The organism is Cellulophaga algicola DSM 14237 (assembly GCF_000186265.1).
GTDB classification, from domain to species: Bacteria; Bacteroidota; Bacteroidia; order Flavobacteriales; family Flavobacteriaceae; genus Cellulophaga; species Cellulophaga algicola.
In genome coordinates, this window is sequence record NC_014934.1 from 1,377,548 (window position 1) to 1,402,162 (window position 24,615).

The 24,615-nt window shown below is 32.8% G+C and carries 18 protein-coding genes; 5 read left to right on the forward strand and 13 right to left on the reverse strand.

The window, feature by feature from the left end; all coding sequences use genetic code 11:
• Positions 1–17: 17 nt before the first annotated feature.
• The 7 genes from pgi to uvrC form a co-directional block, all read right to left on the reverse strand.
• A complete protein-coding gene (gene pgi / locus CELAL_RS05905; RefSeq protein ID WP_013549988.1) occupies positions 18–1,655 on the reverse strand; it encodes a glucose-6-phosphate isomerase in 1,638 nt (545 codons plus the stop codon).
• Between the two features lie 2 nt (positions 1,656–1,657).
• Positions 1,658–2,944, reverse strand: coding sequence for a M23 family metallopeptidase (locus tag CELAL_RS05910; RefSeq protein WP_013549989.1), 1,287 nt, complete (start codon positions 2,942–2,944; stop codon positions 1,658–1,660).
• Positions 2,945–2,946: 2 nt separating this feature from the next.
• The gene (locus tag CELAL_RS05915) at positions 2,947–3,915 is read right to left on the reverse strand and encodes a tryptophan 2,3-dioxygenase family protein (RefSeq protein ID WP_041557577.1); all 969 of its coding nucleotides are present in this window, start codon (positions 3,913–3,915) and stop codon (positions 2,947–2,949) included.
• 150 nt (positions 3,916–4,065) lie between these two features.
• Entirely contained in the window at positions 4,066–4,845 is a 780-nt protein-coding gene (locus CELAL_RS05920) for a DUF3108 domain-containing protein (RefSeq protein WP_013549991.1), read from the reverse strand.
• 382 nt (positions 4,846–5,227) lie between these two features.
• Positions 5,228–6,391, reverse strand: coding sequence for a 4-hydroxyphenylpyruvate dioxygenase (hppD, locus tag CELAL_RS05925; protein WP_013549992.1), 1,164 nt, complete (start codon positions 6,389–6,391; stop codon positions 5,228–5,230).
• 199 nt (positions 6,392–6,590) lie between these two features.
• On the reverse strand, positions 6,591–8,843 hold the full coding sequence (locus CELAL_RS05930; RefSeq protein ID WP_013549993.1) for a patatin-like phospholipase family protein: 2,253 nt from the start codon (positions 8,841–8,843) through the stop codon (positions 6,591–6,593).
• A 16-nt stretch (positions 8,844–8,859) separates the two neighbouring features.
• A complete protein-coding gene (gene uvrC, locus CELAL_RS05935) occupies positions 8,860–10,647 on the reverse strand; it encodes an excinuclease ABC subunit UvrC (RefSeq protein ID WP_013549994.1) in 1,788 nt (595 codons plus the stop codon).
• Positions 10,648–11,164: 517 nt separating this feature from the next.
• On the opposite strand from uvrC, the gene CELAL_RS05940 reads away from it, so the two are divergent.
• On the forward strand, positions 11,165–11,725 hold the full coding sequence (locus CELAL_RS05940) for a 5-formyltetrahydrofolate cyclo-ligase (RefSeq protein ID WP_013549995.1): 561 nt from the start codon (positions 11,165–11,167) through the stop codon (positions 11,723–11,725).
• A gap of 11 nt (positions 11,726–11,736) precedes the next feature.
• On the opposite strand, the gene CELAL_RS05945 is transcribed toward CELAL_RS05940, so the two are convergent.
• From CELAL_RS05945 to ileS, 4 genes are all read right to left on the reverse strand, one after another.
• Positions 11,737–12,393, reverse strand: a complete 657-nt coding sequence (locus CELAL_RS05945) for a lipoprotein signal peptidase (protein ID WP_013549996.1) — start codon at positions 12,391–12,393, stop codon at positions 11,737–11,739.
• Between the two features lie 35 nt (positions 12,394–12,428).
• Complete coding sequence (locus CELAL_RS05950) at positions 12,429–13,049, reverse strand: hypothetical protein (RefSeq protein ID WP_013549997.1); 621 nt, start codon at positions 13,047–13,049, stop codon at positions 12,429–12,431.
• A 90-nt stretch (positions 13,050–13,139) separates the two neighbouring features.
• Positions 13,140–13,520 (reverse strand): TraR/DksA family transcriptional regulator, encoded by a 381-nt coding sequence (locus CELAL_RS05955; protein ID WP_013549998.1) that lies wholly within the window; start codon positions 13,518–13,520, stop codon positions 13,140–13,142.
• 5 nt (positions 13,521–13,525) lie between these two features.
• Positions 13,526–16,930 (reverse strand): isoleucine--tRNA ligase, encoded by a 3,405-nt coding sequence (gene ileS / locus CELAL_RS05960; protein ID WP_013549999.1) that lies wholly within the window; start codon positions 16,928–16,930, stop codon positions 13,526–13,528.
• A 194-nt stretch (positions 16,931–17,124) separates the two neighbouring features.
• Between ileS and CELAL_RS05965 the strand changes: the two genes are divergently transcribed.
• Positions 17,125–17,565 (forward strand): hypothetical protein, encoded by a 441-nt coding sequence (locus tag CELAL_RS05965; RefSeq protein WP_013550000.1) that lies wholly within the window; start codon positions 17,125–17,127, stop codon positions 17,563–17,565.
• 59 nt (positions 17,566–17,624) lie between these two features.
• Here the strand turns inward: CELAL_RS05965 and CELAL_RS05970 are convergent, their stop codons facing one another.
• Both CELAL_RS05970 and recO read right to left on the reverse strand, forming a co-directional pair.
• The gene (locus CELAL_RS05970; RefSeq protein ID WP_013550001.1) at positions 17,625–20,054 is read right to left on the reverse strand and encodes a TonB-dependent receptor; all 2,430 of its coding nucleotides are present in this window, start codon (positions 20,052–20,054) and stop codon (positions 17,625–17,627) included.
• Positions 20,038–20,757, reverse strand: coding sequence for a DNA repair protein RecO (gene recO / locus CELAL_RS05975; RefSeq protein WP_013550002.1), 720 nt, complete (start codon positions 20,755–20,757; stop codon positions 20,038–20,040). The genes CELAL_RS05970 and recO overlap by 17 nt, the downstream gene beginning before the upstream one ends.
• Positions 20,758–20,905: 148 nt before the next feature.
• Here recO and CELAL_RS05980 point away from each other — a divergent pair, with 148 nt between their 5' ends.
• From CELAL_RS05980 to CELAL_RS05990, 3 genes are all read left to right on the forward strand, one after another.
• Complete coding sequence (locus CELAL_RS05980) at positions 20,906–23,299, forward strand: hypothetical protein (RefSeq protein WP_013550003.1); 2,394 nt, start codon at positions 20,906–20,908, stop codon at positions 23,297–23,299.
• 6 nt (positions 23,300–23,305) lie between these two features.
• Positions 23,306–23,668 (forward strand): hypothetical protein, encoded by a 363-nt coding sequence (locus tag CELAL_RS05985; protein ID WP_013550004.1) that lies wholly within the window; start codon positions 23,306–23,308, stop codon positions 23,666–23,668.
• A gap of 96 nt (positions 23,669–23,764) precedes the next feature.
• On the forward strand, positions 23,765–24,604 hold the full coding sequence (locus CELAL_RS05990) for a hypothetical protein (RefSeq protein ID WP_041557578.1): 840 nt from the start codon (positions 23,765–23,767) through the stop codon (positions 24,602–24,604).
• Positions 24,605–24,615: the final 11 nt, after the last annotated feature.

Here is a 24,615-nt window from a genome sequence, read left to right on the forward strand (position 1 = left end):
AAAGAGAAAAAAGCTAATTATTTCTTAAAATTCTGCAAAAGATTCAATGTTGAGGAATCATGATTAGCAATTTCGGAATTCTCAATATCCTCAAGAATTGTAGTTGCTAATTGTTTTCCTAGCTCTACACCCCATTGATCATAACTAAATATATTCCAAATAACCCCTTGAACGAATATTTTATGTTCATACATTGCAATTAAAGCACCCAAACTCTTAGGAGTTAGCTTATCTATTAGCAAACTATTCGTAGGATTATTACCTTGAAAAACTTTAAAAGGAAGCAATTCCTTTAGCGCTTTCTCATCCATATCTTTTTCTAACAACTCTTTCTTTACCTCAGCAGCTTCTTTACCATTCATCAAAGCTTCTGTTTGAGCAAAGAAGTTTGCCATTAGTTTATTATGATGGTCAACATCACCATGCAGCGATTCTTTATATCCAATAAAATCTGTTGGGATTAATTTTGTTCCTTGATGTATTAATTGAAAAAACGCATGTTGAGAATTTGTACCTGGTTCCCCCCAAATAATAGTACCCGTTTGGTAACCTACTGGGTTACCACCCCTATCTATACTTTTACCATTACTCTCCATAATACCTTGTTGTAAGTATGCAGAAAAACGACTTAAATATTGTGTATAAGGGATGATGGCTTCCGTTTCAGCACCATAAAAATTATTGTACCAAACACTTATCAATGCCAGAACTACCGGAATATTCTGATCAAAATCTTCATTCTTAAAATGCTCATCCATTTCATTAGCACCTTCTAATAATGCATTAAAATTCTCAAAGCCTACTGCTAATGCAATTGATAAACCTACTGCACTCCACAATGAAAAACGACCTCCAACCCAATCCCACATTGGGAATACATTTTCAGAGGCAATACCAAATTCTGCTATTTTCTCTGTATTGGTAGAAACTGCAGCAAAATGCTTCGCAACATCTGCTTGTGTTGCATGTCTTAAAAACCATTTTTTAATCGTTGTTGCATTACTTAAGGTCTCTTGTGTTGTAAATGTTTTAGAAACCACAACAAATAATGTTGTTTCTGGATCTAAATGACGTAAAGTTTCATAAACATGATCCCCATCTACATTACTTACAAAATGCATTTTTAAATGATTACCATAAAACTTTAATCCTTCTGCAACCATTGCAGGACCAAGATCTGAACCACCAATACCTATATTAACAACATCTGTAAATTTCTTTCCTGTAAAGCCCTTTTTAGCTCCGGAAATAACAGATTCGGTAAAAGTTTTCATCTTTTCTTTAACCTCATAAATTTCTGGAATTACATTTTCACCATCAACTAAAATGCTGTCTGATTTTTTAGCTCTCAATGCCGTATGAAGAACTGCTCTACCTTCTGTTTGGTTGATGATATCACCCGCAAAATACTTTCCTATAGCCTCTTTTAAATTAACTTCTTCTGCTAAATTAAGCAGTAAATTTAAAGTTTCTTTAGAAAGTCTATTTTTTGAAAAATCTACTAAAAAATCATTCCACTCAATAGTAAATTTATCAGCACGCGTAGCATCTGATTTAAAATACTCTTTTATCTCTTGATTCTTATTTTCATTGAAATGAGCTGTTAATTGTTTCCATGCTTTTGTACTAGTAGGATTTATATTTTGTAGTGCCATTTTTATTTACGTGTTAACTGTTGCTCTTCTTTTATTACTTCCTTTACTTCTTCTATCACTTCAATGTAAGGTACGCTATCTAATTTTGCCTTAATTGGATTTATAAATTCTAAATACCTCCCTCTTAAGGAATCAACAATTGGCTCTGCCACTGGTAATTTTTCTCTTAAAGGATCTACTTGTTTTCCATTTTTCCAAAAACGATAACATACATGAGGCCCTCCTGTATTTCCTGTCATCCCAATCCAACCAATTACATCTCCTTGTTTCACATATTGACCTTTCTTAACATTTTGATTCTTCATGTGCAGGTATTGTGTGCTATAAGTGCTATTGTGTTCTATTTTAACATACTTACCATTACCCCCTCTTCTCGTTGATTCTATTACCGTACCATTGGCCGTAGCTAGAATAGGCGTCCCAATTGGAGCAGCATAATCTGTACCTTTATGCGGTCTAACTTTATATCCATAATAAGCTATTCTTCTATTTAAATTATAACGAGAAGAAATTCTACTAAACTCTACTGGTGCTTTTAAAAAAGCTCTTCGTAAATTTTTAGCCTGTTCATTATAATATTCTGATATGTTATTCACGGAATCTGTTTCATACGAAAATGCATAAAATGATTCACCATTGTGCTCAAAAAAAGCGGCTTCTATTGGTTCAGCCCCTGCGTAAATACTATCATTAATATATTTTTCTTTATACAGAACTTTAAATTTATCTCCTTTTTGAAGTCTAAAGAAATCTATTGACCATGCATAGATTTCAGATAAGTTATTTGTTACGCCATAATCTATTCCTTGTTCGTTTATAGCTGTAGATAAATTTGAACTTATAACTCCCGAGGCTACACGCTCAACATATTTTACATTTTTCTTACCGCGATATGCAATAACAGAATCGCGAAGATCTACGACAGTATAATTAATACGATCATCTTCATAGATAAAAAATTGTGCTATTTCTGAAGTATCCTTAGATTTTAAAATCGCGTATGGCTTTCCTATCTTAATTCTTCGAACATCAAAAGTATCTTTAAACTCTGTAGATATTTTAAAAATTTTCTGATAGTCTACCTTATTTTTTATCATAAGGTCGCCAAAGCTATCTCCATTGCGAACGGTATCTTTTAAGACAACAAAATCATCTAAATTAAAACCATAAGCCTCAACGATAGGTTTTTCTATAATTTCTACTTTCTCAACAGTGTCTTTTTCTTTCTTCTCATCTCCGCATGAGCTCAAAAAAAGGCAACCTAAAACAATCAAACAAAACTTCTGCATTCTCAATGTGTACTTTTTTCTGGGTTAAAGATATGGTCTACCCATTGTTTTCCCCAATCATTTAACTCCTCTTTAGAATATAATTCGGGAAAAAATATAATTTTTTGAAAACTTGGCGGCAAATATTCTTTCCAATTGGTTCCTCCTGTAGCATCAATAGGTTTTTTATCTTTAGCAAGGTAGCGGTACGCAGAACCCATATGCATTAAAGGCCAATTAACATTCGCATTAATATCAAGCTCCTTTAAAGCTTTAATAAGCAATTCGTTTTGCTTATCCTTTTCTGGTAGTTGAAGGTATTTTGAGTAGATACTACTGTTTTCTACTTGCTTGGCAATACGAATTAACCTAGGAGTATACCTGTATTCAAATTGCTTTAGGGTTAGTGTTTTCTCACCAGTATCTTTATCTGTAGCACCTTTTTTCCAGTAAATATGCTCGTATAACTCCTCTATTCCATCCGCTGAAGAAAAATCATCTCGCTCTGTATGGTGTACCAAGTTTTCCATAGAAGTAGCATAAATCTCAATCATCCTGTACTGTGCGGATTGAAACCCACTTGCAGGTAATAGAGCCATTCTGTATTGCAAGAACTGCTCCCGTTCCATTCCATTAATCATAATACTGAAAGATGAAATTAAAACTCTATAATAGCCATTAATTCTATTTGCTTTTTCAATAAAGAAAGCAACACTTTGAGTCTTGTCATCTACCAATTGCTTTTGCTCATGAAGTATGAGTTTAAAATACAATTCTGTAATTTGATGGTACATGATGAAAATTTCTTCATCAGGAAAATGTGTTCTAGGTATTTGAAGACTTAAAAGCGTATCTAAGTGTATATAATCCCAATACGTTAAATAGCGCTGATAAAGAAGACCATCTAAATAAGAACTTAAATCTTGACCTGAATTTTTATACTTTTCTTCAAGCTTCGATATTTGCATATCGATATCTTCTTTACTTTTCAAAATGGAATAAATTTAGGTTAACTGAATACTTTGCAAAAACAATGTTTTTACAAAAATAGAATAAAGAATTAAAATAGAATTCTTTATTGAAGTCTAGTTTTAATCAGCCCCCTTAATACTACTTTATTTAACAAAATAGTATTGTAAATTTTAATCCATAATAATTTTAAACTGATTATTCAACCCATTATAACCATCCAAGTCTGCCTTAATAGAACCTACTGCAATATCTGCCTTTATCCGAATTGGTATTTTATTCTGGTCATTAGACACCCAAAGAGATAAACTTTCTTCTTCCTTAAAAACACGACCAGATTGCACATAAGGTCTAAATTTTAAACATGCTACCTTACCGTATTTTGTTTTTAAGGTATCTATGCCAACATACTTTAATTTAAATTGATATACCCCATCATCATCATACAGCATATCTAATTTAATAAACTCACCTTCGGTAAGGTCATTAAAATCGTAATTCTTTCTGATATAATAAAAGGCAGAAATTAAGTCTTGGACTTTATTGGTGATAGTAAAATTTTGTTTTTTACCGTGCTTTATATCATTAAGCTCGGCTTTTTTATTTTTGTAATCAAAATTAATTTCCATGTCTTTAGTATAGCCACCCTCATCTATCTTACGAACAAACTTATAAGGCTTACCATCTTCTTTATCAAAATAACTTTCATAAACATCATCTACCTTATAAAAAACCCGTGCAGCTCCTGTTGTTTTGCCTTCACCCCGAACTTTATATACACTTTTACCGTTTACATTATCATTAGTAAGATGTAACGTAGCACTACTCGCATTAAAAATACCATAATGAATGCGAAACTTAAGCCACTCTCCTGATTTGAACGGCTCACTATCTTCCTGTGCCTGTACAGTATTGATTGCTATAGCGAATATGAGTAGTAAAAAATTTTTCATACATATAAAGATTGCCTTAAAGGATTTAAACTCTTTAAGAGGTTAGTTTAAAGCTAACACTGTAAAAATAGTAAAAAACAAATTTCACAGAACCAACTTTACACTTAGTTAAACAAAATTTATTCCAAACTATTGTATTCTCTAAATAAACAATAAAAAAAGCCCAGTGTTTCCACTGGGCTTTCCCTAAATAACCAACCAAACTTTAAATTATGAAAAACCAATACTTAAAGTCAATAAGGGAACCACCCCTTATTTGGTGACAAAGTTATAACAAACCTCTTATTCTAAAATTAGTTTTAACGTACTTTAACTATAGTCTTAACAGTAATTTATAGAAGTAAGATAAAAATTAATAATTCATTAAGAAAATTGATGTAATTTAGAGCGTTCCTCTTGCTTCCTGCTCTCTTTCTATAGCCTCAAATAGTGCTTTAAAATTACCTACTCCAAAAGATTGCGCTCCTTTTCTTTGAATAATTTCAAAAAATAAGGTAGGTCTATCTACAATCGTTTTAGTAAACAATTGCAAAAGGTACCCCTCTTCATCCCTATCAATTAAAATTCCATGTTTTTTAAGCACTTCAATATCTTCATCAATATCTCCTACACGCTCCAATAAATCATCATAATATTCTTCTGGCACATATAAAAATTCAACTCCACGATCTCTCATCGCAGATACCGTAGCAACTATATCATCTGTAGCCAGTGCCAAATGTTGTACTCCCGGCCCATTATAAAAATCTAAATATTCCTCTATTTGAGATTTCTTTTTACCTTTTGCCGGCTCATTTATCGGGAATTTTACACGGCCATTACCATTACTCATTACCTTACTCATCAATGCCGTATATTCTGTAGCAATATCATTATCTACAAAAGAAACAATTTGAGCAAAGCCCATTACTTCCCCATAAAATTTACACCACGTATTCATTTCATTCCAACCTACATTACCAACAATATGGTCTATAAATTTAATCCCGGTTGGCTCTGGATTATAATGAGATTCCCATTTTCTAAACCCTGGCAAAAAAACACCCTTGTAGTTTTTTCGCTCTACAAATAGATGAACTGTTTCTCCGTAAGTATAAACTCCAGAACGAACCACATGACCATTTTCATCTTCCTCTTTTGTAGGTTCTAAATAAGGCTTCGCCCCACGCTTTGTTGTTTCTTCAAAAGCTTTAGTAGCATCATCTACCCACAAAGCAATAATTTTTACACCATCGCCATGTTCATTTATATGTCTATTTATGTCTCCATCTTTTTCTAATGGTGTTGTTAGAACCAAACGTATCTTATCTTGCTTTAACACATAAGACACTCGGTCTTTAACTCCAGTCTCTAAACCTGCATATGCTTCTGATTGAAAGCCAAAGGCTGTTTTATAAAAATGTGCTGATTGCTTTGCATTGCCTACGTATAGCTCTACATAATCTGTTCCTAATAACGGAAGGAAATCTTCTGCCTCTTTAAAAAGTTTTTTTAGAGAATATTCGGTGTTCTTTAAGTCTTTTAAATTTTTTATTTCTGCTGCCATGATATTTTTTCTTGAAATGATTTATAAAAAATAAGGTATACACAAGTTTCTTCCTTAAGTAAAAGAAAGAATTAAAATAACATCACCACATGGCACGGAGGTGCGCCGTAATATCAACCCTGTATTGTAGCATTTTACAAATATCGCAATTAAAGTATAACTTTTATATTAAATTAACAACAAACCAATGGGGGCTGAATTAAAACCAATAGCCAACACTAAAAAACAAATTTGATTGTGATTTTTCAGGAGTCCAAGAATAGATTACCTGTAACGGACCAATAAATGACTCCCATCCATAACCAACACCATACCCTGAAAAAGTTGGCTCTTTAAACCATTCTCCTGTTCTAAAAAGATCATCATCTACATTTGCATAATTTGCAACAAACATCAAATGATTTTTAGCAGCGAATTCATAATCCAACTTCAACAGACCTTTCACAAAGCTGTTTCCAGGAAGACTTAAAAAATCATAGCCATAAAAAGAGATAAAATTATTTACTCTAGCTGCTCCAAAACCACCCAAAACAAAATCAAACGTAGACACCGATGATGTCCCTAATTTAAAACCTCCTTCTGTTTCAATATTCAATGACACCTTGTCGAATAAAGGAAATGCCGCACCCATTTTAGATTGTGCTACGGAAAATTCTTTAAAATTATTGGTAAAATCGGATGATGCTACGTAGAAATGAAAATCTCCCTCAAAAAACATACCTTTACTAGGGAAGTATTTACTATCATAAGTATCTAAGGTTAATTTCCCATAGCCACTAAAAAAATTGCTTTTTTCAAAATACAGCCTATTATCATTTAAAACCTCATCTGAATCTGATAGCTGACTAATGGTCTCTGTACTATATTTTAAAAATTTATGCTCCACTCCTAATGTAAATGCAAACTCTTCTTTAACTACGGTTTGCAAATAAAGCTGATTGGTTACATCAGACACATCTATATTTATCGTCTTAACATTAGAATCTGCTGGTACATTAAAATTAGATTCAAAACTTTGATAATCAATATCTTGACCAAATCCAACAAATCTAGAATTAAAACCAAAACTCCAATAAGAACCCTTATCTATATAATAATCTAAATTATACCTAACATTATCTCCCAATATAAAATCAAAAGAAACAACGTCATCATCAAAAAGAATATTCTTTTTCGTCAAATTTAATATTGCCGCACTATTAAATAAATCGTCATAATGCACCCCCATTTTTATAAAGGTTTTTATTTTATTTTCTCGTAAATCTAATACCAAATCTGTTTTATCATTATTAGGCTCAAGATGATACCTTATCGTTTTAAAGTTGCCAGTAGCAGATAAATTACCGATACCTTGTTGTAATTTTTCAAATGTTACATTATTATCTAACGGAAACCGTAATTTACCTTTTACAAACCCTCTAGAATAATTATCACTCCCATTAATAATTAGATTATTTAATACCAAGGTGTCTTTAACTATAACAGGAGTCTTATCATAAGGCTTCCTATTTTGCTTAATTGCTAGCTCCTTTAAAGCAATGTAATTTTCTCTTGCCGCTAACTCACCGCTATTTATAATTTCTGGTAAATAAGCAAAATCTATCACAGAATACTTTTCTATATTTGGTTTTATATAGATATCTGTTTCTTTTACTTTTTTAACCATGTCTTTTACCGTTCTGTAATTATTTATCTGCAACAAAACTTCTGTAGCGGAACCTAAATGTTCTCGACTTGAAAGTCCATGCTGCACATCTACACCAATAATAACATCTGCTCCCATTTTAAGGACACCATCTATAGGATAATTATTAATCACCCCTCCATCAATTAACACTTTGCCATCAATTTCTGTAGGCTCAAATAGCGATGGAAAGGTTCCGCTTGCTAATATCGCTTCTGGAAGGTACCCCTTATTAAGCATAATTTCATTTCCGGTTTCCACATCTGTGGCCACACAAAAGAATGGAATGGGCAGTTTACTAAAATCTTCAATATCATCTACATGGTAGAGCAATTGTACCAATTCGTTATAAATACTTTGTCCGCTAGATATGGCAGAAGGAAAGGAGATTTTAAAATTCTTAAAAGGAAGCGTTAGGGCATATCGTTCTGAATCTTCTTTCTCATAAAAAGTTTTTGAACTTCTGGGTAAATTATCTTGAATTAGTTTTGTAAAATCTGTGTTTCTAAAAATCGAATCTAATTCATTCGCTGAGTAACCTGAAGCATAAAGTGCACCAACAATGGCCCCCATACTTGTACCCCCAATATAATCTATTTGCACACCTGCCTCTTCTATAACTTTTAGTGCTCCAATATGTGCAAAACCTTTTGCACCACCGCCACTAAGTACTAAACCCACTTTTACATCTTCTTTTTTAGAATTGTCTTGCGAAACACCCGTAAAAATAGACACTAGAAAGGCCAATAAGAATAAAATTCGATTCATAATAGTTACCTTCAATTTAGTGAAAATTTTCGTATATTTTTTTAGCCCTAGCCATGCCTATTGTTTCTGCCAAATGCTCCAAAGAAGCTTCTTTAATTCTTTTTACAGATTTAAACTTTTTAAGCAGATCTTCTATTGTTTTACCACCGATACCTTCAATTGTTTCTAACTCTGAAGAAATAGCTCCAGCGCTTCTTTTATTGCGATGAAAAGTTATCCCGAAGCGGTGTGCTTCATTTCTCAAAAACTGAATAACTTTGAGACTTTCTGACTTTTTATCTAAATATAAGGGAATTGAATCTCCTGGGAAATAAATTTCTTCTAAACGTTTCGCAATTCCGATGATTGCTATTTTACCTCTTAACCCTAATAGATCTAAACTTTTTAAAGCAGATGACAACTGACCCTTCCCTCCATCAATAACAATAAGCTGCGGCAATGGATCACCTTCCTCTAAAAGCCTTTTATAACGTCTAAAAACAACTTCTTCCATAGAAGCAAAATCATCCGGACCATCTACCGTTTTAATATTGTAATGGCGATACTCTTTCTTAGATGGTTTCCCATCTTTAAAAACCACACAAGCAGCTACCGGGTTTGTACCTTGAATATTAGAGTTATCAAAACACTCTATATGCCTAGGCTCACCAGACAATCTAAGGTCTTTTTTCATTTGCGCCATTAACCTATTGGTATGACGATCTGGATCCATAATTTTAATCTGATTGAACCGCTCCTGTCTTTGAAGTTTTGCATTACGCTCTGATAGCTCTAATATTCTTTTTTTATCTCCTAGTTTAGGAATCGTAATTTTCACATCTTGTTCTACCGCAACAAGAAAAGGCACGTATATTTCTTTGGTCAAGGATTTAAATCTTTGCCTAATTTCTACTATAGCCATTGCTAACAAATCAACATCTAATTCATCTAGTTTTTTCTTGATTTCTAACGTATGAGACCTTATTATAGACCCATGTGATAGCTGTAAATAATTAACGTACGCAAAAGATTCATCTGATATTATTGAAAAAACATCTACATTATTAATTTTTGGATTAACAATCGTTGTTCTTACTTGGTAATTTTCAAGAACAGCTACTTTCTCCTTTATATCTTGCGCTTCTTCAAACCGCATTTCTTCTGCAAAAATCTTCATTTGGTTTTTAAAATACTGAAGTGATGACTTAAAGTTACCTTTCAAAATTTCCCGTATCTCCTGTATCTGCCTATGGTACTCTTCAACATCTTGATAATCCTCACAAGGTCCTTTGCAGTTTTTAAGATGGTATTCTAGGCAAACTTTATACTTACCCGATTCTATTTTTTCTTTTGACAAGTCATAATTACACGTTCGTAAAGGGTACACACTTTTGATTAAATCTAAAAGCGTCTTAACCGTTTTCATACTTGTGTATGGTCCAAAATATTCCGATCCGTCCTTTATATGTCTTCTGGTTGGGAAAATCCTGGGGAAACGTTCATTTTTTATACAAATCCAAGGATATGATTTATCATCCTTTAATAGTACATTATATCGAGGCTGATATTTCTTGATTAAATTGTTCTCTAAAAGAAGTGCATCAGATTCTGTAGGAACTACAATATGCTTAATACTTCTAATCTTTTTTACTAAAACCCTTGTCTTACCAATTTCATGGTTTTTAGTAAAATAGGAGCTTACTCTTTTCTTTAAATTTTTTGCCTTTCCAACATATAAAATTTTATCTTCAGCATCATAAAACTGATATACCCCTGGATTATTAGGCAGTGTACTTAGCTGTAATTCTAAAGAAGGTTCTTGCATTAAATTAATCTGAAAATTTGATCTACCTATTAAGAAGGTAAAATTACTTTGTTTTTAGCAAAAGCTATAGTTTTTAAAAGATTTTAACTTGAAATACGGAACATTAGAAATTATGCTAAGAGATGTATTTCTTAAATTAAGAAACTGTAAAATGACAATCTAAAAATAAAAGGCGAAAATCCTATTGGATACATTTCTTATAAATTGCATTAAAAATTTGATTATCACTAATTTATATACTATTTTTAAGAAGTAAAATTTTCCTACAATTCCTACAAAATCATAAATTTTCACAAAAAAAGTGCATTTCATCGATTTATTGGTGCACTTAGAAGAATTCTATTGTTTTTTTATTTACATTTAGGATATAGAAAATTAATATTGGTATGGACAATTACATTATAACCTTAGGAACATATTTAATTTTGATGCTTTTTTTCAAAATATATGTAGCTGTTTCAGCCAAAGAATAGGTGTCGAATTAAAATAAATTATTGCGTACTAATTAAGATTTTACATGGATAAAAAAAATCTTAGGTTATTGTACACTGCTAAACGCGAGAAACTATCTCCTGAAGAAATCATAGAGGACAGTATTTCTATTGCAAACAAGCTACTTCAACTTCCCATTTGGACTAAAAATAATTTTCACTTATACCTATCGATCTCAGAAAAGAAAGAGATAGATACTAGTTTTATACTTTCTATTTTACAAGGGAAAGATAAAAATGTCATTTTATCTAAAATGACAGCTTCAAATTCACTTCAACATTTTCTACTCACCGATAATACCTTTCTGAAGAAAAATAAATGGAATGTGCCTGAACCTGTAGGCGGCATAGAAATTGCCACAGCTACAATAGACGTGGTATTTGTGCCTTTACTCGCTTTTGACACCCTAGGAAATAGAGTAGGCTACGGAAAAGGGTATTATGATAAATTTTTAGCTGAATGCAAGCCAGACTGTATAAAAATTGGACTTTCCTTTTTTGATGTCTCTGAAAATATTACCGATATTCTACCCACCGATATTTCATTGGACTATTGCGTAACACCCGCTAAAACCTATCAGTTTTAAAGGTTTAAATTTTAAGCCTCTAAAACTTCAACATTCTCTTCTTCTTCCGTTTTAGAAAATGCCTTTTTATTAAAAACAAGCAAGATGCCCACTCCTGTACTAATTGCCATATCTGCAATATTAAATACAGGCTCAAAGAAACTAAAGGTATTACCTCCAAAATAAGGAACCCATTCTGGCCATACCGCATTCTCTATAAATGGAAAATGAAGCATATCTACTACTTTACCATGAAAAACACTCCCATAAGGATTACCAGAAAAAGCTGTGGCAAGCTCTCCGCCATAAACACTTTCACTAAAAATCATCCCATAAAAAACAGAATCTATAATATTTCCTAAAGCTCCTGCAAAAATTAAAGAAACGGCAATGGCTAAAGTATTCGATAAATTTTTCCTCACAGTATCATACAACCAGTATCCAATACCTACTACAGCAAATAATCTAAAAACAGTTAAGATTAACTTCCCAGTTTCTTCTGAAATAGGTAAAAAATCACTGATCTTGGTTCCCCAAGCAGCACCTGAGTTCTCTATAAACACAAATTTAAACCAACTAAAAACCTCAAGGGTTTCATTATAGGTGAAATGTGTTTTCACATATATTTTACTTATTTGATCTACAACTAAGATAATTAAAACTAGTACTATTGATTTCTTTAAACTCATGCTTACTTTATAAACGTGCTGCAAAAATAGTTATATTAATTGATTTTCTTGAGATGTATATTTCCTGTGACAGATTTCAAATCATATACCTTATTCCCAAGAGGAATATCTTCGGATTCTAGCTTTCCATATTTGGTAGCTGCACGTACCTTCCCTGCTTTTGCATACAATGTTATGGTACCACTTTGCGTTTTCACAGACGTATCTAAACCCGTATTGTTAAGAACACAATTTCCGTCATTCAAGGAGACCTCCAAATTGCTATAGAATCCTGAAATATTTACATTGCTAGACCCCCCAAACAATCTTACTTTTAAATGTTCTGGTAAGCTAATGTGTAATGAAATGGAAACTACTTTATGAGCGCTTAACTTATCATTAGGCGCTTCAAAATTTAAATTAAATCCCGTATCAATCAAAAGAGTAGTGCCTTCTTCGTGCATATTTAGAATAAGCTTATCGCTATATTCCCCTGCCATTTTTGCTTCAACTATTACCTTATTTGTTTTTGTAGTTTTAACAAACACAGCATAACACTTGCTAGCATCTATTTCTATAGCCGTATCTGCAGTATTAAAGATAGTTTTTTGAACTATCTTTTGAGCATTAGATTGCTGCAGCGCTATTAACAAAAAAATACAACAAAGTACTTTCATTTTAAATTTCATATAAACAAAAAAAACCTATGTCAATGTACTCTTAAAGCAACACTAGACACAGGTTTTATATTTTGATTGAAGAAAAAATTACTGCATGTTCTTAGCCTCGATACTTAAGGTAGCATGCGGAACTAATTTTAACCGCTCTTTATTAATTAATTTACCAGTAACTCTACAAACACCATATGTCTTATTCTCAATACGAAGCATAGCATTTTTTAAATCGCGAATAAACTTCTCCTGACGAATTGCTAATTGGGTATTAGCTTCTTTACTCATCGTAGCAGAACCCTCTTCAAAAGCTTTAAATGTAGGCGAAGTATCATCCGTACCATTATCGCCATCATTCATATATGAACTTTTCAAAAGCTCTAAATGGCTTTTCGCTTTTTCAATTTTTTCCGATATAAGTACTTTAAATTCTGCTAAGTCTTTATCAGAGTATCTAACTTTTAAATCTTCAACCATAGTTTTTAGTGTTTTTGGATAAACAATTTGGTGTTTACCTCATCAAAGGCAATATCTATACCGTTTTTTAATTCTTCTTCAAAACTTAGCTCAGCAGTTAATGTTTCTGTTTTAATATAATCTAAATTACATTTTACAGCTTCTTCTACCAAATCGTTTTTTAAAATTTTTACTTCTATTTTATCAGTTACTTCAAAACCAGAATCTTTTCTTAAATTCTGAATTCTATTTACCAATTCTCTAGCAATACCTTCTTTTCTTAAGTCATCATCAATAGTAACATCAAGTGCAACCGTTATAGGCCCTGAAGTTGCTACTAACCAACCTTCAATATCTTGTGAAGAAATCTCCACGTCTTGCAGCTGTAAAATACTACTTTTATTATTAATTTCAATTGAAATTTCGCCCTGTTGCTCAATTTTTTGAATATCCTCTTGCGTAAATTTAGCTACTTCACTGGCAACCAGCTTCATATCTTTGCCAAATTTTGGACCTAAAACTTTAAAATTTGGCTTTATTTGTTTCACTAATATTCCAGAAGCATCATCTAAGAGCTCAATTTCCTTTACATTTACTTCAGATTTAATTAAATCTGATACCGCCAAGATTTCATTTCTCTGTTTTTCGTCTAATACAGGAATCATAATTTTCTGTAATGGCTGTCTCACTTTTATCTTTTCTTTCTGACGAATAGAAAGTACTAAAGATGATATTGTCTGCGCCTTTGCCATTTTACTCTCCAATTCTTTATTTACGATATTTTCATCATAAACTGGGAAGTCGGCCAAATGTACACTTTCAAAATTTTCTTTGTGTGTTGTATTCGTTAAATCCTTGTAAAGTCTATCCATAAAAAATGGCGCTACCGGAGCAGATAATTTAGCTACTGTCTCTAAACAAGTATATAATGTTTGATAAGCAGAAATCTTATCTTTCTCGTATTCGCCTTTCCAGAAACGTCTTCTGCATAAACGCACATACCAGTTACTTAAATTCTCCTGTACATATTCTGATATGGCACGTGTTGCACGTGTTGGTTCATAATCTGCATACGCCTCATCTACCGTTTTTATCAATGTATGTAGCTCAGACAACACCCATTGGTCTATCTCTGGTCTTTCATTTAAAGGAATTTCCTTCTCTTTATATTGAAAATTATCAATATTTGTATACAAAGCAAAGAAAGAATACGTGTTGTATAATGTTCCAAAAAATTTACGTTTTACTTCAGCAATACCTTCAATATCAAATTTTAAATTATCCCAAGGGTTTGCATTAGATATCATGTACCAACGCGTTGCATCTGCACCATGTTCATTCATGGTCTCAAAAGGATCTGCTGCGTTACCTAAACGCTTAGACATTTTCTTCCCTTCTTTATCTAACACTAATCCGTTTGATACTACATTCTTATACGCAACGGAATCAAAAACCATTGTAGCAATTGCATGTAAAGTATAAAACCAACCACGTGTTTGATCTACTCCTTCTGCAATAAAATCTGCAGGAAAGGTTTTATTATCATCAATTAAATCCTTATTTTCAAAAGGATAATGCCATTGCGCATACGGCATAGAACCAGAATCAAACCAAACATCTATCAAATCGCTTTCGCGTTTCATAGGTTTTCCTGACGCAGAAACTAAAGTAATCTGATCTACTATATTCTTATGTAAATCTATTTTATCATAATTTTCACCAGTCATATTACCGACTTCAAAACCATCAAAAATATCTTTTTCAAGAACCCCAGCGTCTAATGCTTTTTGCATTTCTCCTTTCAGTTCTGCAACAGAACCAATCATGATTTCTTCCTTACCATCTTCTGTTCTCCAGATTGGTAATGGAATACCCCAATAACGAGAACGTGATAAATTCCAATCGTTTGCATTTGCCAACCAATTCCCGAACCTACCTTCTCCTGTAGCTTTAGGTTTCCAATTAATGGTTTGGTTTAACTCAAACATTCTCTCTTTAACCTCGGTAACTTTTATAAACCAAGAATCTAATGGATAATATAAAATAGGCTTATCTGTACGCCAACAGTTAGGATAACTGTGCACATACTTTTCTACCTTAAATGCTTTATTCTCTTCTTTTAATTTAATAGCAAGCTCAACATCTACAGAACGTTCAGGTGCTTCACCATCTTCATAATATTCGTTCTTAACATACTTACCACCAAACTCTTTTAATTCTGGACGAAATTTACCTTGTAAATCTACTAAAGGCACAGGGTTGTTATTTTCGTCTAATACTAACAATGGCGGAATTTCTGGTACCGCTTGTTTTGCAACCATAGCATCATCTGCTCCAAAAGTAGGTGCTGTATGTACGATACCTGTACCATCTTCTGTCGTCACAAAATCCCCTGCAATAATTCTAAATGCATTTTCTGCATTTTGATAGGGCAATACATAAGGTATAAGTTGCTCATATTTTACACCAACTAAGTCTTTACCTAGAATAGTAGCATCTAAAACTAAATATGGTATTTTCTTATCGCCTTCTTTATAATTAGCTAATGCTTCTTCTGTTTCTACAGCTTTAAATTTACCAGCAAATTGCTTCCCTAACAATGGCTTAGCTAAAACTACGGTAATAGGATCAAACGTATATTGATTAAATGTTTTTACTACTACATATTCAATCTTGGGACCAACAGTTAATGCGGTGTTTGACGGTAAGGTCCAAGGCGTAGTTGTCCAGGCTATAAAATGAATATCTCCTTCAATATCCTTAAAAAACGCAGGTAACGTTTCGCTAACCGCCTTAAACTGAGCCGTAACCGTAGTGTCTGTAACATCTTGGTAGGTGCCAGGCTGGTTTAATTCATGCGAACTTAACCCTGTACCTGCTTTTGGAGAATACGGCTGTATCGTGTAGCCTTTATAGATAAGACCTTTATTGTAAATTTCTTTTAGTAACCACCAAACAGTTTCCATGTACTTGGACTTATACGTAATATATGGATCTTCCATATCTACCCAATATCCAACCTGTTCCGTCATTTTATTCCAAACATCTGTATAGCGCATTACTGCTTTTTTACACGCAGCATTGTATTCTTCTACAGATATTTTTTTTCCAATATCTTCTTTAGTAATTCCTAACTCTTTCTCTACACCAAGTTCTATTGGTAAACCATGAGTATCCCACCCAGCTTTACGTTTTACTTGAAAACCTTTCATGGTTTTGTACCGAGGAAAAATATCTTTTATGGTTCTCGCCATTACATGATGAATACCAGGCATACCGTTTGCAGAAGGTGGCCCTTCAAAAAACACATAGCTCTCTTTGCCCTCGCGAGAAGCAATACTTTTTTCAAAAATATCGTTCTCTTTCCAGTATTTCAAAATCTCTTCTGCAACCCCTGGTAAATCTAATCCTTTGTATTCTGAAAACTTCATAATAACTACTTCTGGTACTACATTTTAAGCCTGCAAAATTATAAATTTAGATTGAATAAATAGGTGTTCCTTTAAAATGATATGCAGGAATAATTCAAAAGACAACATTTTGGTAATCTACCGCAAAAAGCAAAGCATAATAATTATGGTTATCTTGCTAGTCATTAACTATTATAAATACAAAAATTTAAAACATGAAAAAAGTTATTTTAAGTGCCGTAATGATGCTTGCATTAAGTACTAGTTTTATTTCTTGCAGAGAGACTGAAGACAAAACAAAAGAGGCAACAGAAGCTACTGAAGAAGCTATCGACAACGCTGGTGAAGAATTAAAAGACATGGGTGAAGACGCTGCCGATAAAGCTAAGGAAATGGGCACAGATATGAAAGATGCTGGAAATAAAGCTCTTGAGGAGACTAAAGAATTAGGAGAAGATGCTGCTACTAAAATTAAAGAAGCTGGTACTGAAGTTAAGGACGCTGGAACAAAAGCAGCAAAAGATGCTAAAGAGCTAGGAACTAAAACTGTAGATGGTGCCAAAGAACTAGGTGCTAAAGCGGTTGACGGTGCAAAAGCTGCAGGTACTGAAGTTAAGACAAGTGCCGAAGAAGCTGCTGCTAAAATTAAGCAATAAGCTTGTATTATTATAAATTAGAAAATCCCTGGCAAAATATCTGCCTGGGATTTTTTCGTTTAAAAGGTATACTCTAATGCTAAAACAAGATTTATTCCAGGAGCTACAATCCCAGAAGAATAGCTGCGATACCTTTGATTTGTAATATTCTCTAAGTTAATTGTAGTTTTTAAAGTGTTTGAAAGCGCATACTGCGATCTAAAATTTAAAGTATACCAAGATGGCGCGTATGGATTACCATTTGAATCTGCCGCATATATATATTCTTTACTACGTTCTGAAACCGCTAAATCATCAAAAGCCACTTCTCCATTAAAGTTTAAAAACAAATCTGTTTTTAATTTCTGATTTTTCCAAATGCAATGAACATCTCCAAATGTTGGCGCTACATGCCTTCCAGGAGAGTCCGTACCATCATCCTCTTCCTCTATTCCTTTGGTTAAGGTAAGATTAGAAGCTAGAGACATGCGTTCTGAAAACGTTACATCTACACCAAATTCAAAACCATATACATAAGCCTTTGCCGCATTCTGTATAGCCTGTACATTGCTTAACTCACCATTATATTCCATTTCAGTCATGCCATTAAACTCAAAATCTCTACGCACTAAAGCATCCACCATATACGTATAAAAAGTGGCTCCTTTCAACATCACTTTGTCTTTAATATTTTTCTGAATACCTAGCTCCATATTATAAGCATACTCTGGTTCTAAATCTGGATTTGGAACTACAACAGACCCGGGTTCAGAATCAAATATCTTACCCACATCGTCAATATTAGGTGCTCTAAAACCTGTAGACGTATTTGCTGTTATTTGCAAATCTGCCTTTGGAAACCAACTCAAACCCAAACTACCCGTAAGTGCTCCTGTACTTAAATCTGCATTATCAAACGGAAAACTATAATAGGTATCCTCAAATTCTGCAGCTACCCACACATGGCTGTAACGTACACCAGAGAGTAAAGACAAATTTGGTTTTGCTTTATATTCCGCACTTACATAGCCTGCCAAAGTTTGCCAAGTAGAACCATCAGGATACCGACTTGCTGTAGCGGCAGTTTCATTCGTATTAATGTCTAACTGAGTCCCAGAAGAATGTACTTTATTAAAAATATATTCCCCGCCGTAATACAAACGCAAATCTCCGATGCGTTTATTTTCAAAATCTATATTTGTAGATAGGGCATCTACTTTTTCTTCGGTACTATAGCGCATAGCATCTTGAAAACCTCTATCGTGCCTGCTTTCTTCAAAATGCTGGTAAGCAGTAGTGACCTTTAGGCCATCATAAAATTTGCCTTTTCCATTTTTGTTGAACTGCAAATTACTCATCAACCATTTTTGAGGACCATAATACCATTCTGCAGAACGTAAGCCGTCTCCCGCACTATTGGGCCTAATTAAACGATCATAACGCGAATAATCTGAGGTTTCTGAATAGTAATTACTCCAATTTATATCCCAATTTGAGTTGGGTTTGAATGCTATTTTTTGAAGCAAGTTAATTTGATTATATCCTGTGGGCACCTGTAACCTATTATCTGTGTTCGCTAGTAAAACATCTTTCCCATTAGTAGTCTGTACATAGTTTTCTCTCAAATAGGAATCCTCTCCATACTTCCCCATTTTTAAATCCCCAAAATCACTGTATGAAACACTTGTTAAAAAAGCCCATTGTTTTTTCCCTATATTAAAATCGACATGTGCCGTGTTTTCAGTGTTTGCAGTAGCATACCTGTAATTTGAAACTCCCTTAAAAAGAGTTCCGTCAGTTTCAGAAAATTCTACTTTTTTAGTTAAAAAATTCATGACCCCACCAATAGCATCACTACCATAGATTACAGATCCTGGACCAAAAATAACTTCCGTATTTTTTACAGAAAAAGGATCTATTGAGATTACATTTTGAATGTTTCCGCCTCTAAATATGGCATTATTCATACGCACACCGTCTACAGAAAGCAATAACCTATTGGTCGAAAAACCTCTAATCATAGGACTACCACCACCTAGTTGGCTTTTTTGAACAAATACTTTTCCGCTATTTTGAAGTAAATCTGCTGCAGTTTGTGGAGCAGAAAAAGCAATTGATTTTGCATCAATAGACACTATTTTCTGAGGAATATCTTTCTTTTGTTGCTCCCATTTAGAAATAGACATGACTACTTCATTGAGTTCCTGAGCTTTTGGAAAAAGATATAAGGTATTATCCTTTTTCAATACGACTGCTTTTGATGCTTTAAAAAAAGCATAGCCTAGATGCTTAAAAAAGATGCGTTCGTTTTTATCAAAGAGACTCAAATCACATTTTCCATCAAAATCTGTAATACTAGTCTTTGATTTATCGGTATTATAAACGGCAACATTTACGATTGGTTCTTTTGATTCCATATCTAAAATAGTAATTTCCTGCCCAAGTAAAGGCACAGAAATAAGGAATAATAGAATTGCAAGAGTTTTATACATGCTAACTAAAAACTTCATTTAAAATAGCAAGCGATTTAGGTTTTCTAAATCCGTGCAAATGTAATTCATAATAAAGAATTATTGATTTCAAGAGCTCTTGGCGCTTCTTTTTATTCATCTTTACCGCGTGTATTGCATCAAAATTTATGCCTAAGAACTGTTTAAAGAAATATAAATTTTCACCTAACAACATTGGATTTAGTGATATTGAATACGAGAAGGCTCCTTCTAACAAATCAAAATAAGGGGCATTACTTTCGGTGGCATCTGGATAAAAACCAAAATACTTTGTTAGAAGTATTAAGAAATAAAGATGAAAATTTGAAATTTCTTCATTAGCATCTAACCATTGTAGGGATGCTTCTAAAAATTCAAATAAATTAGCATTATCCTCTTCTTCCTGAATACTATTACTCAGCATTTCTGCCAAGAAGAAAGTTAAGGCGTTTTTAGTAATGTCCGTATGCAAACTTTGGTAATGATAACTAGGCTTTGCTTCTCTAACCGTTTCCAAAGTACCTTTGTTTTTATGATACGCGACTAACTCTAATTGCATCAATGGCTGAAAATAAGCTGTTTTTAATTTTCCTTTTTTAGACGCAAAGACCCCTTTAAGCAAATACGACTTTAGCCCGTCTGATGCTGTAAATATTTTCACAATCAGACTGGTATCTCCATATTTTAAAGCGGATAAAACTATGGCTTTGGTGGTGACTTGCATCTTGCTTTTTAGAGTACTGCAAAGATAGGGTTTTGGTTGGTTAGAATATTCAGGTAACCACAAGAGTAAAACACTACTTAAGTGAAGAGAACTACATGCATAGACTAATTATAGAATATAATTCATATATTTAATAAAAAAAACTTAAATGCGGAACAATTTTACTCTACTTAAAACATTTACACTCATTTTAATTGCTTTTAATTTCTCATGTCAAAAATATGAGGAAAACACAATTACGGAGACTACTAGCGCTGAAGAAAGCCTTATTCCTGAAAGCATCCACTATCAATATGCTGATGATGCAGAAAAAAAAGAACTAACCAATCTCTTAACAAATCAATTATCAAAATTTGGATATTCTAAAAAAGATATAAACCTAGAGATGAACCAGAACCCCATCATGGAGCGCACCGACTCTAATGGAGCAAAATCTTATAGCATGCTCTATGGTAAAATTGATTTTGAACTTCCTTATTTTTACAACGTTGTAATTAAAAAGAGGACAGATGGCACATACGAAACTCCTTTTTTAGTCCGGTACGAAAATAACCTAACCTTAAATTCTCTTCTAGGAAAGTCCATAAATAATATATCATGGGAAGCTACGGTTTTGCCATTAAAAATTACACCCAAAACAGCAAGATATCATGAAGAAGAAGAAGATCCTTGTGCTGTTCTACCTTTATCAAATTCAGGTAATAGTGGCTCCTTCAACCCAATAATTACGCTAATTAAGAACAAAGAGAGAGAAGAGCCTTCTTCACCTTCTAGCCCAATAGGTGGAAGTAAAAATACAGCTATTCTTGAAATATGCTCACCTACCATACAAACTACCACTTATGAATGTAACGGACCCAATTCAGATACTGATCATCCTGCTGGGCCTAACTCTGGTGATAGTGGAGATAATTCTTGCGGAGATAGTTCTACAAATTTTGGAGGCTCTGGAGGCGGATTCATTGTTGGCCAAGCCTGCTACCAAATAGAGGTGGAAATAGTAGGTGGAGTCTATGCTACAGTTCAGGATTATTCAAATAGCATAGAAGAATTTAAAGGAAAAAATTATTGCATGTTATCATTGGGCAGAGAAGCTATGGAAATAAGCAGAAAACAAAACAAACTATCCTCTGAAGATAAAGATTATTTAGGCAAACTAAACTTTTATTTAAATCAAACCACTCCTCCTGCTGAAGGATGTGACGATTTTAATCTTTACATTAATGATGAAGGGATACTTAAAATTAAAAGAACATTTAACATTATTGAAGATAATAACCCTTTCAACGGCCTTTCATCTAGAAATATAGTTTTTGAAGAAAAATGCCCCACTTTAGGTGGCGTAGGTATTAATATTCCCACGCAAATTAATCTACTTATTAATAAACTAAACACATTTACACTATCTTCTGACCCACTGAGCCAGGAAGGAATTATATTTTTGTTAACTCCCGAAAATTGGCAAATTGCAAAAAGTATTGATACCTATGTAAGCAATAATAACAATAGTACAAAGGCTATAGAGTTTGCTAAAGCTACGGTTGAAGTACTTACAAACGGCTCTGAGAAAGAAAAAAAAATAGCAGAATCATTTCTAAATGACGATATCCATTCTGCATTTGATATTATATTCGAGGGTGCAACTTATACAAATGGACAATGCCCTCCTGATTGTAACGATATGGTTTTTGATGCGCCTGTTGATCTGACAGCGAGCATCTTCATAGGTTTTGCAGATGGACTATTAAATCTTTACCTAACCACAAGCCTTTATGATCATAACACTGAAGAAGGAAGAAAAAATAGAGGACTATTAACAGCTAGACTTTTAAAAGAATCCGGTATTTCTATTCCAGATGATATTAACCCAAACATTTTATACGAAATGTTTAGGATTAGAAGCCGTAAGCTAACATTGGTATTAGAACCGGCTAATCAAGACTTTTTAGATACTTTAGGTGATTTAAGTATTAGCTTACTAGATGTAATGTCTCTTGTTTCCCCAGGCTCAAGTAGTAGCGCTTATTTGCTTGCGAAAACGGGTGGTAACATTACTATAAAAGCTGTTGCTGACTATTTAAAAATAATTTCCGTAACTAGTTCCAAAGTTGATGGTATAATTAACACATTAAGTAATAGTGCCAAATATTCATTAGATGGCACTGGTACTTATAGAAATGTTCTTGGTCATCATCCTCTAGCAAAAATCGCCTTCGAGTTAGATAAATTTTATAAATTTAGAGACGCATTTAGTGTCCCGGCTAGCAAATTGCAAGAAGTCTGGAAAAGTGCAAATCCAAATAAAATTGCACCTATAGTACATGATAAGATAACTGGAAATCAAATAAGTCTTTACAAAGAATTTGGAAGAACAGGAGAACGTTTATCTTTGGAAAAAATGGCAGAAATTGAGATAGAAGCTATGGTTAGGGCTGGCATTCCAAAAGATATTGCTGAAGGTTGGGTCATAAAAGCATTACAGGACTTAAAAACACAAGGTGTAAAATTGATACCTCATATACCATGGGTTGGGAAAAATTAAAAAAATATGAAAAATAATAAAGAAATTTTAAATGAATTTGGTGAAATTCTAATAACCAATGTTTTTGATCCAAGTTATGAAATCATAAATAATCCAATAGCTACTTTTCAAAATACTGATGGTTATAAAAATTTATTTAATAATTTGTCCAAAGATGGGAAAAAAGAATTTGACAATATTATCTTTGAAAGAATGCATGGTGCATTATTCAATTTTCTAAAGATTTTTGAGGAAAACGATCAATTTAAACTTGTTTATGAAGAAAATGGGGAACAGATAAATTTAGTTGAAATTAGTGAAATGCTTAAATCAGAAATTTATCATGAAAATGGTTGGATAGCACGTTTTAGCAAAGAACTCAATAAGTAATTATAACGTTCTAATCGCTATATTTAGAACAACAAATATTCAATCACTTCTATATTTGCCAGATTATTTTGTAATCTGGCTTTAGGCTCCATAATCATGAAAATAAATTTTTTACTAGTATCACTTTACTTCCTTACATGGTTTGCAAGTGGGCAAAACCAATCAATTACTCCTAAAAAAGGAAAAATGATTTTTACGGAACAATTGGTTGTTGTCAATGAACAAAAATTAGATTCTTCTTTACAATTAAAAAAACCTGTGATACTAAATTTATTTAGAGACATGACATTTGATTTACATAGACAAAAAGGTCTTGAAATAGACTCTAGTGCTATAAATCTAAGTTTAGAAACTAATTTCATTCCATACATAGATTTAGTTCTTGATCCCCGAAATAATTTTCGAGAGCCAATAAATCATATTTATGTTTTTGAAGATTCAATAATTAAATATCAAGAACAAAATTCAATTCTAGAAACATTGAATGAAATAGAAGTAATAAATAGATCCAATGGAAAATTAAGCCATTATACTTTAGAAGATTCCGTTATGACCTTAAACAGTTATAAATTTTCGATGCCTATTAAACAAAGCAATAAAAATATTCGAATTTATGAATATAGAGACATACGAAAAAATATACTTGGTTTTGATTGTTTTAAAATAATTATAATTAAAAACGAGAATTTTTTAAAAGACCTTGAAATGTTGGAAGTCGAAATTTCTTCTGAAATTAAAGCTAAGTATATAAATTTCTTAGAACCAACCTCTGAACAAATATTATATGTAACTGAGCAGATTAGCTGTAAATATCACCCAACGATTAATCTAAGTGAAGTTTTAGACAACTACTATCCTTTAGAAATTTCAAGTACAGATGGTGTTTTAGAGGGCACTGAAAAACGTGTTATTTTAAAAGAAATTAGTATCAAGTAAATTTCCCATAA

Bases quoted from the DNA above. Each gene is read 5' to 3' on its own strand.
- CELAL_RS05955 (WP_013549998.1), bottom strand. From the start codon at position 13,520: ATGGTTGAAGATTTAAAAGTTAGATACTCTGATAAAGACTTAGCAGAA.
- ileS (WP_013549999.1), bottom strand. From the start codon at position 16,930: ATGAAGTTTTCAGAATACAAAGGATTAGATTTACCAGGGGTTGCAGAA.
- recO (WP_013550002.1), bottom strand. From the start codon at position 20,757: ATGCAAGTCACCACCAAAGCCATAGTTTTATCCGCTTTAAAATATGGA.
- CELAL_RS05940 (WP_013549995.1), top strand. From the start codon at position 11,165: ATGGATAAAAAAAATCTTAGGTTATTGTACACTGCTAAACGCGAGAAA.
- hppD (WP_013549992.1), bottom strand. From the start codon at position 6,391: ATGGCAGCAGAAATAAAAAATTTAAAAGACTTAAAGAACACCGAATAT.
- CELAL_RS05990 (WP_041557578.1), top strand. From the start codon at position 23,765: ATGAAAATAAATTTTTTACTAGTATCACTTTACTTCCTTACATGGTTT.
- CELAL_RS05950 (WP_013549997.1), bottom strand. From the start codon at position 13,049: ATGAAAGTACTTTGTTGTATTTTTTTGTTAATAGCGCTGCAGCAATCT.
- CELAL_RS05920 (WP_013549991.1), bottom strand. From the start codon at position 4,845: ATGAAAAATTTTTTACTACTCATATTCGCTATAGCAATCAATACTGTA.
- uvrC (WP_013549994.1), bottom strand. From the start codon at position 10,647: ATGCAAGAACCTTCTTTAGAATTACAGCTAAGTACACTGCCTAATAAT.
- pgi (WP_013549988.1), bottom strand. From the start codon at position 1,655: ATGGCACTACAAAATATAAATCCTACTAGTACAAAAGCATGGAAACAA.
- CELAL_RS05970 (WP_013550001.1), bottom strand. From the start codon at position 20,054: ATGAAGTTTTTAGTTAGCATGTATAAAACTCTTGCAATTCTATTATTC.
- CELAL_RS05985 (WP_013550004.1), top strand. From the start codon at position 23,306: ATGAAAAATAATAAAGAAATTTTAAATGAATTTGGTGAAATTCTAATA.
- CELAL_RS05980 (WP_013550003.1), top strand. From the start codon at position 20,906: ATGCGGAACAATTTTACTCTACTTAAAACATTTACACTCATTTTAATT.
- CELAL_RS05930 (WP_013549993.1), bottom strand. From the start codon at position 8,843: ATGAATCGAATTTTATTCTTATTGGCCTTTCTAGTGTCTATTTTTACG.
- CELAL_RS05945 (WP_013549996.1), bottom strand. From the start codon at position 12,393: ATGAGTTTAAAGAAATCAATAGTACTAGTTTTAATTATCTTAGTTGTA.
- CELAL_RS05965 (WP_013550000.1), top strand. From the start codon at position 17,125: ATGAAAAAAGTTATTTTAAGTGCCGTAATGATGCTTGCATTAAGTACT.
- CELAL_RS05910 (WP_013549989.1), bottom strand. From the start codon at position 2,944: ATGCAGAAGTTTTGTTTGATTGTTTTAGGTTGCCTTTTTTTGAGCTCA.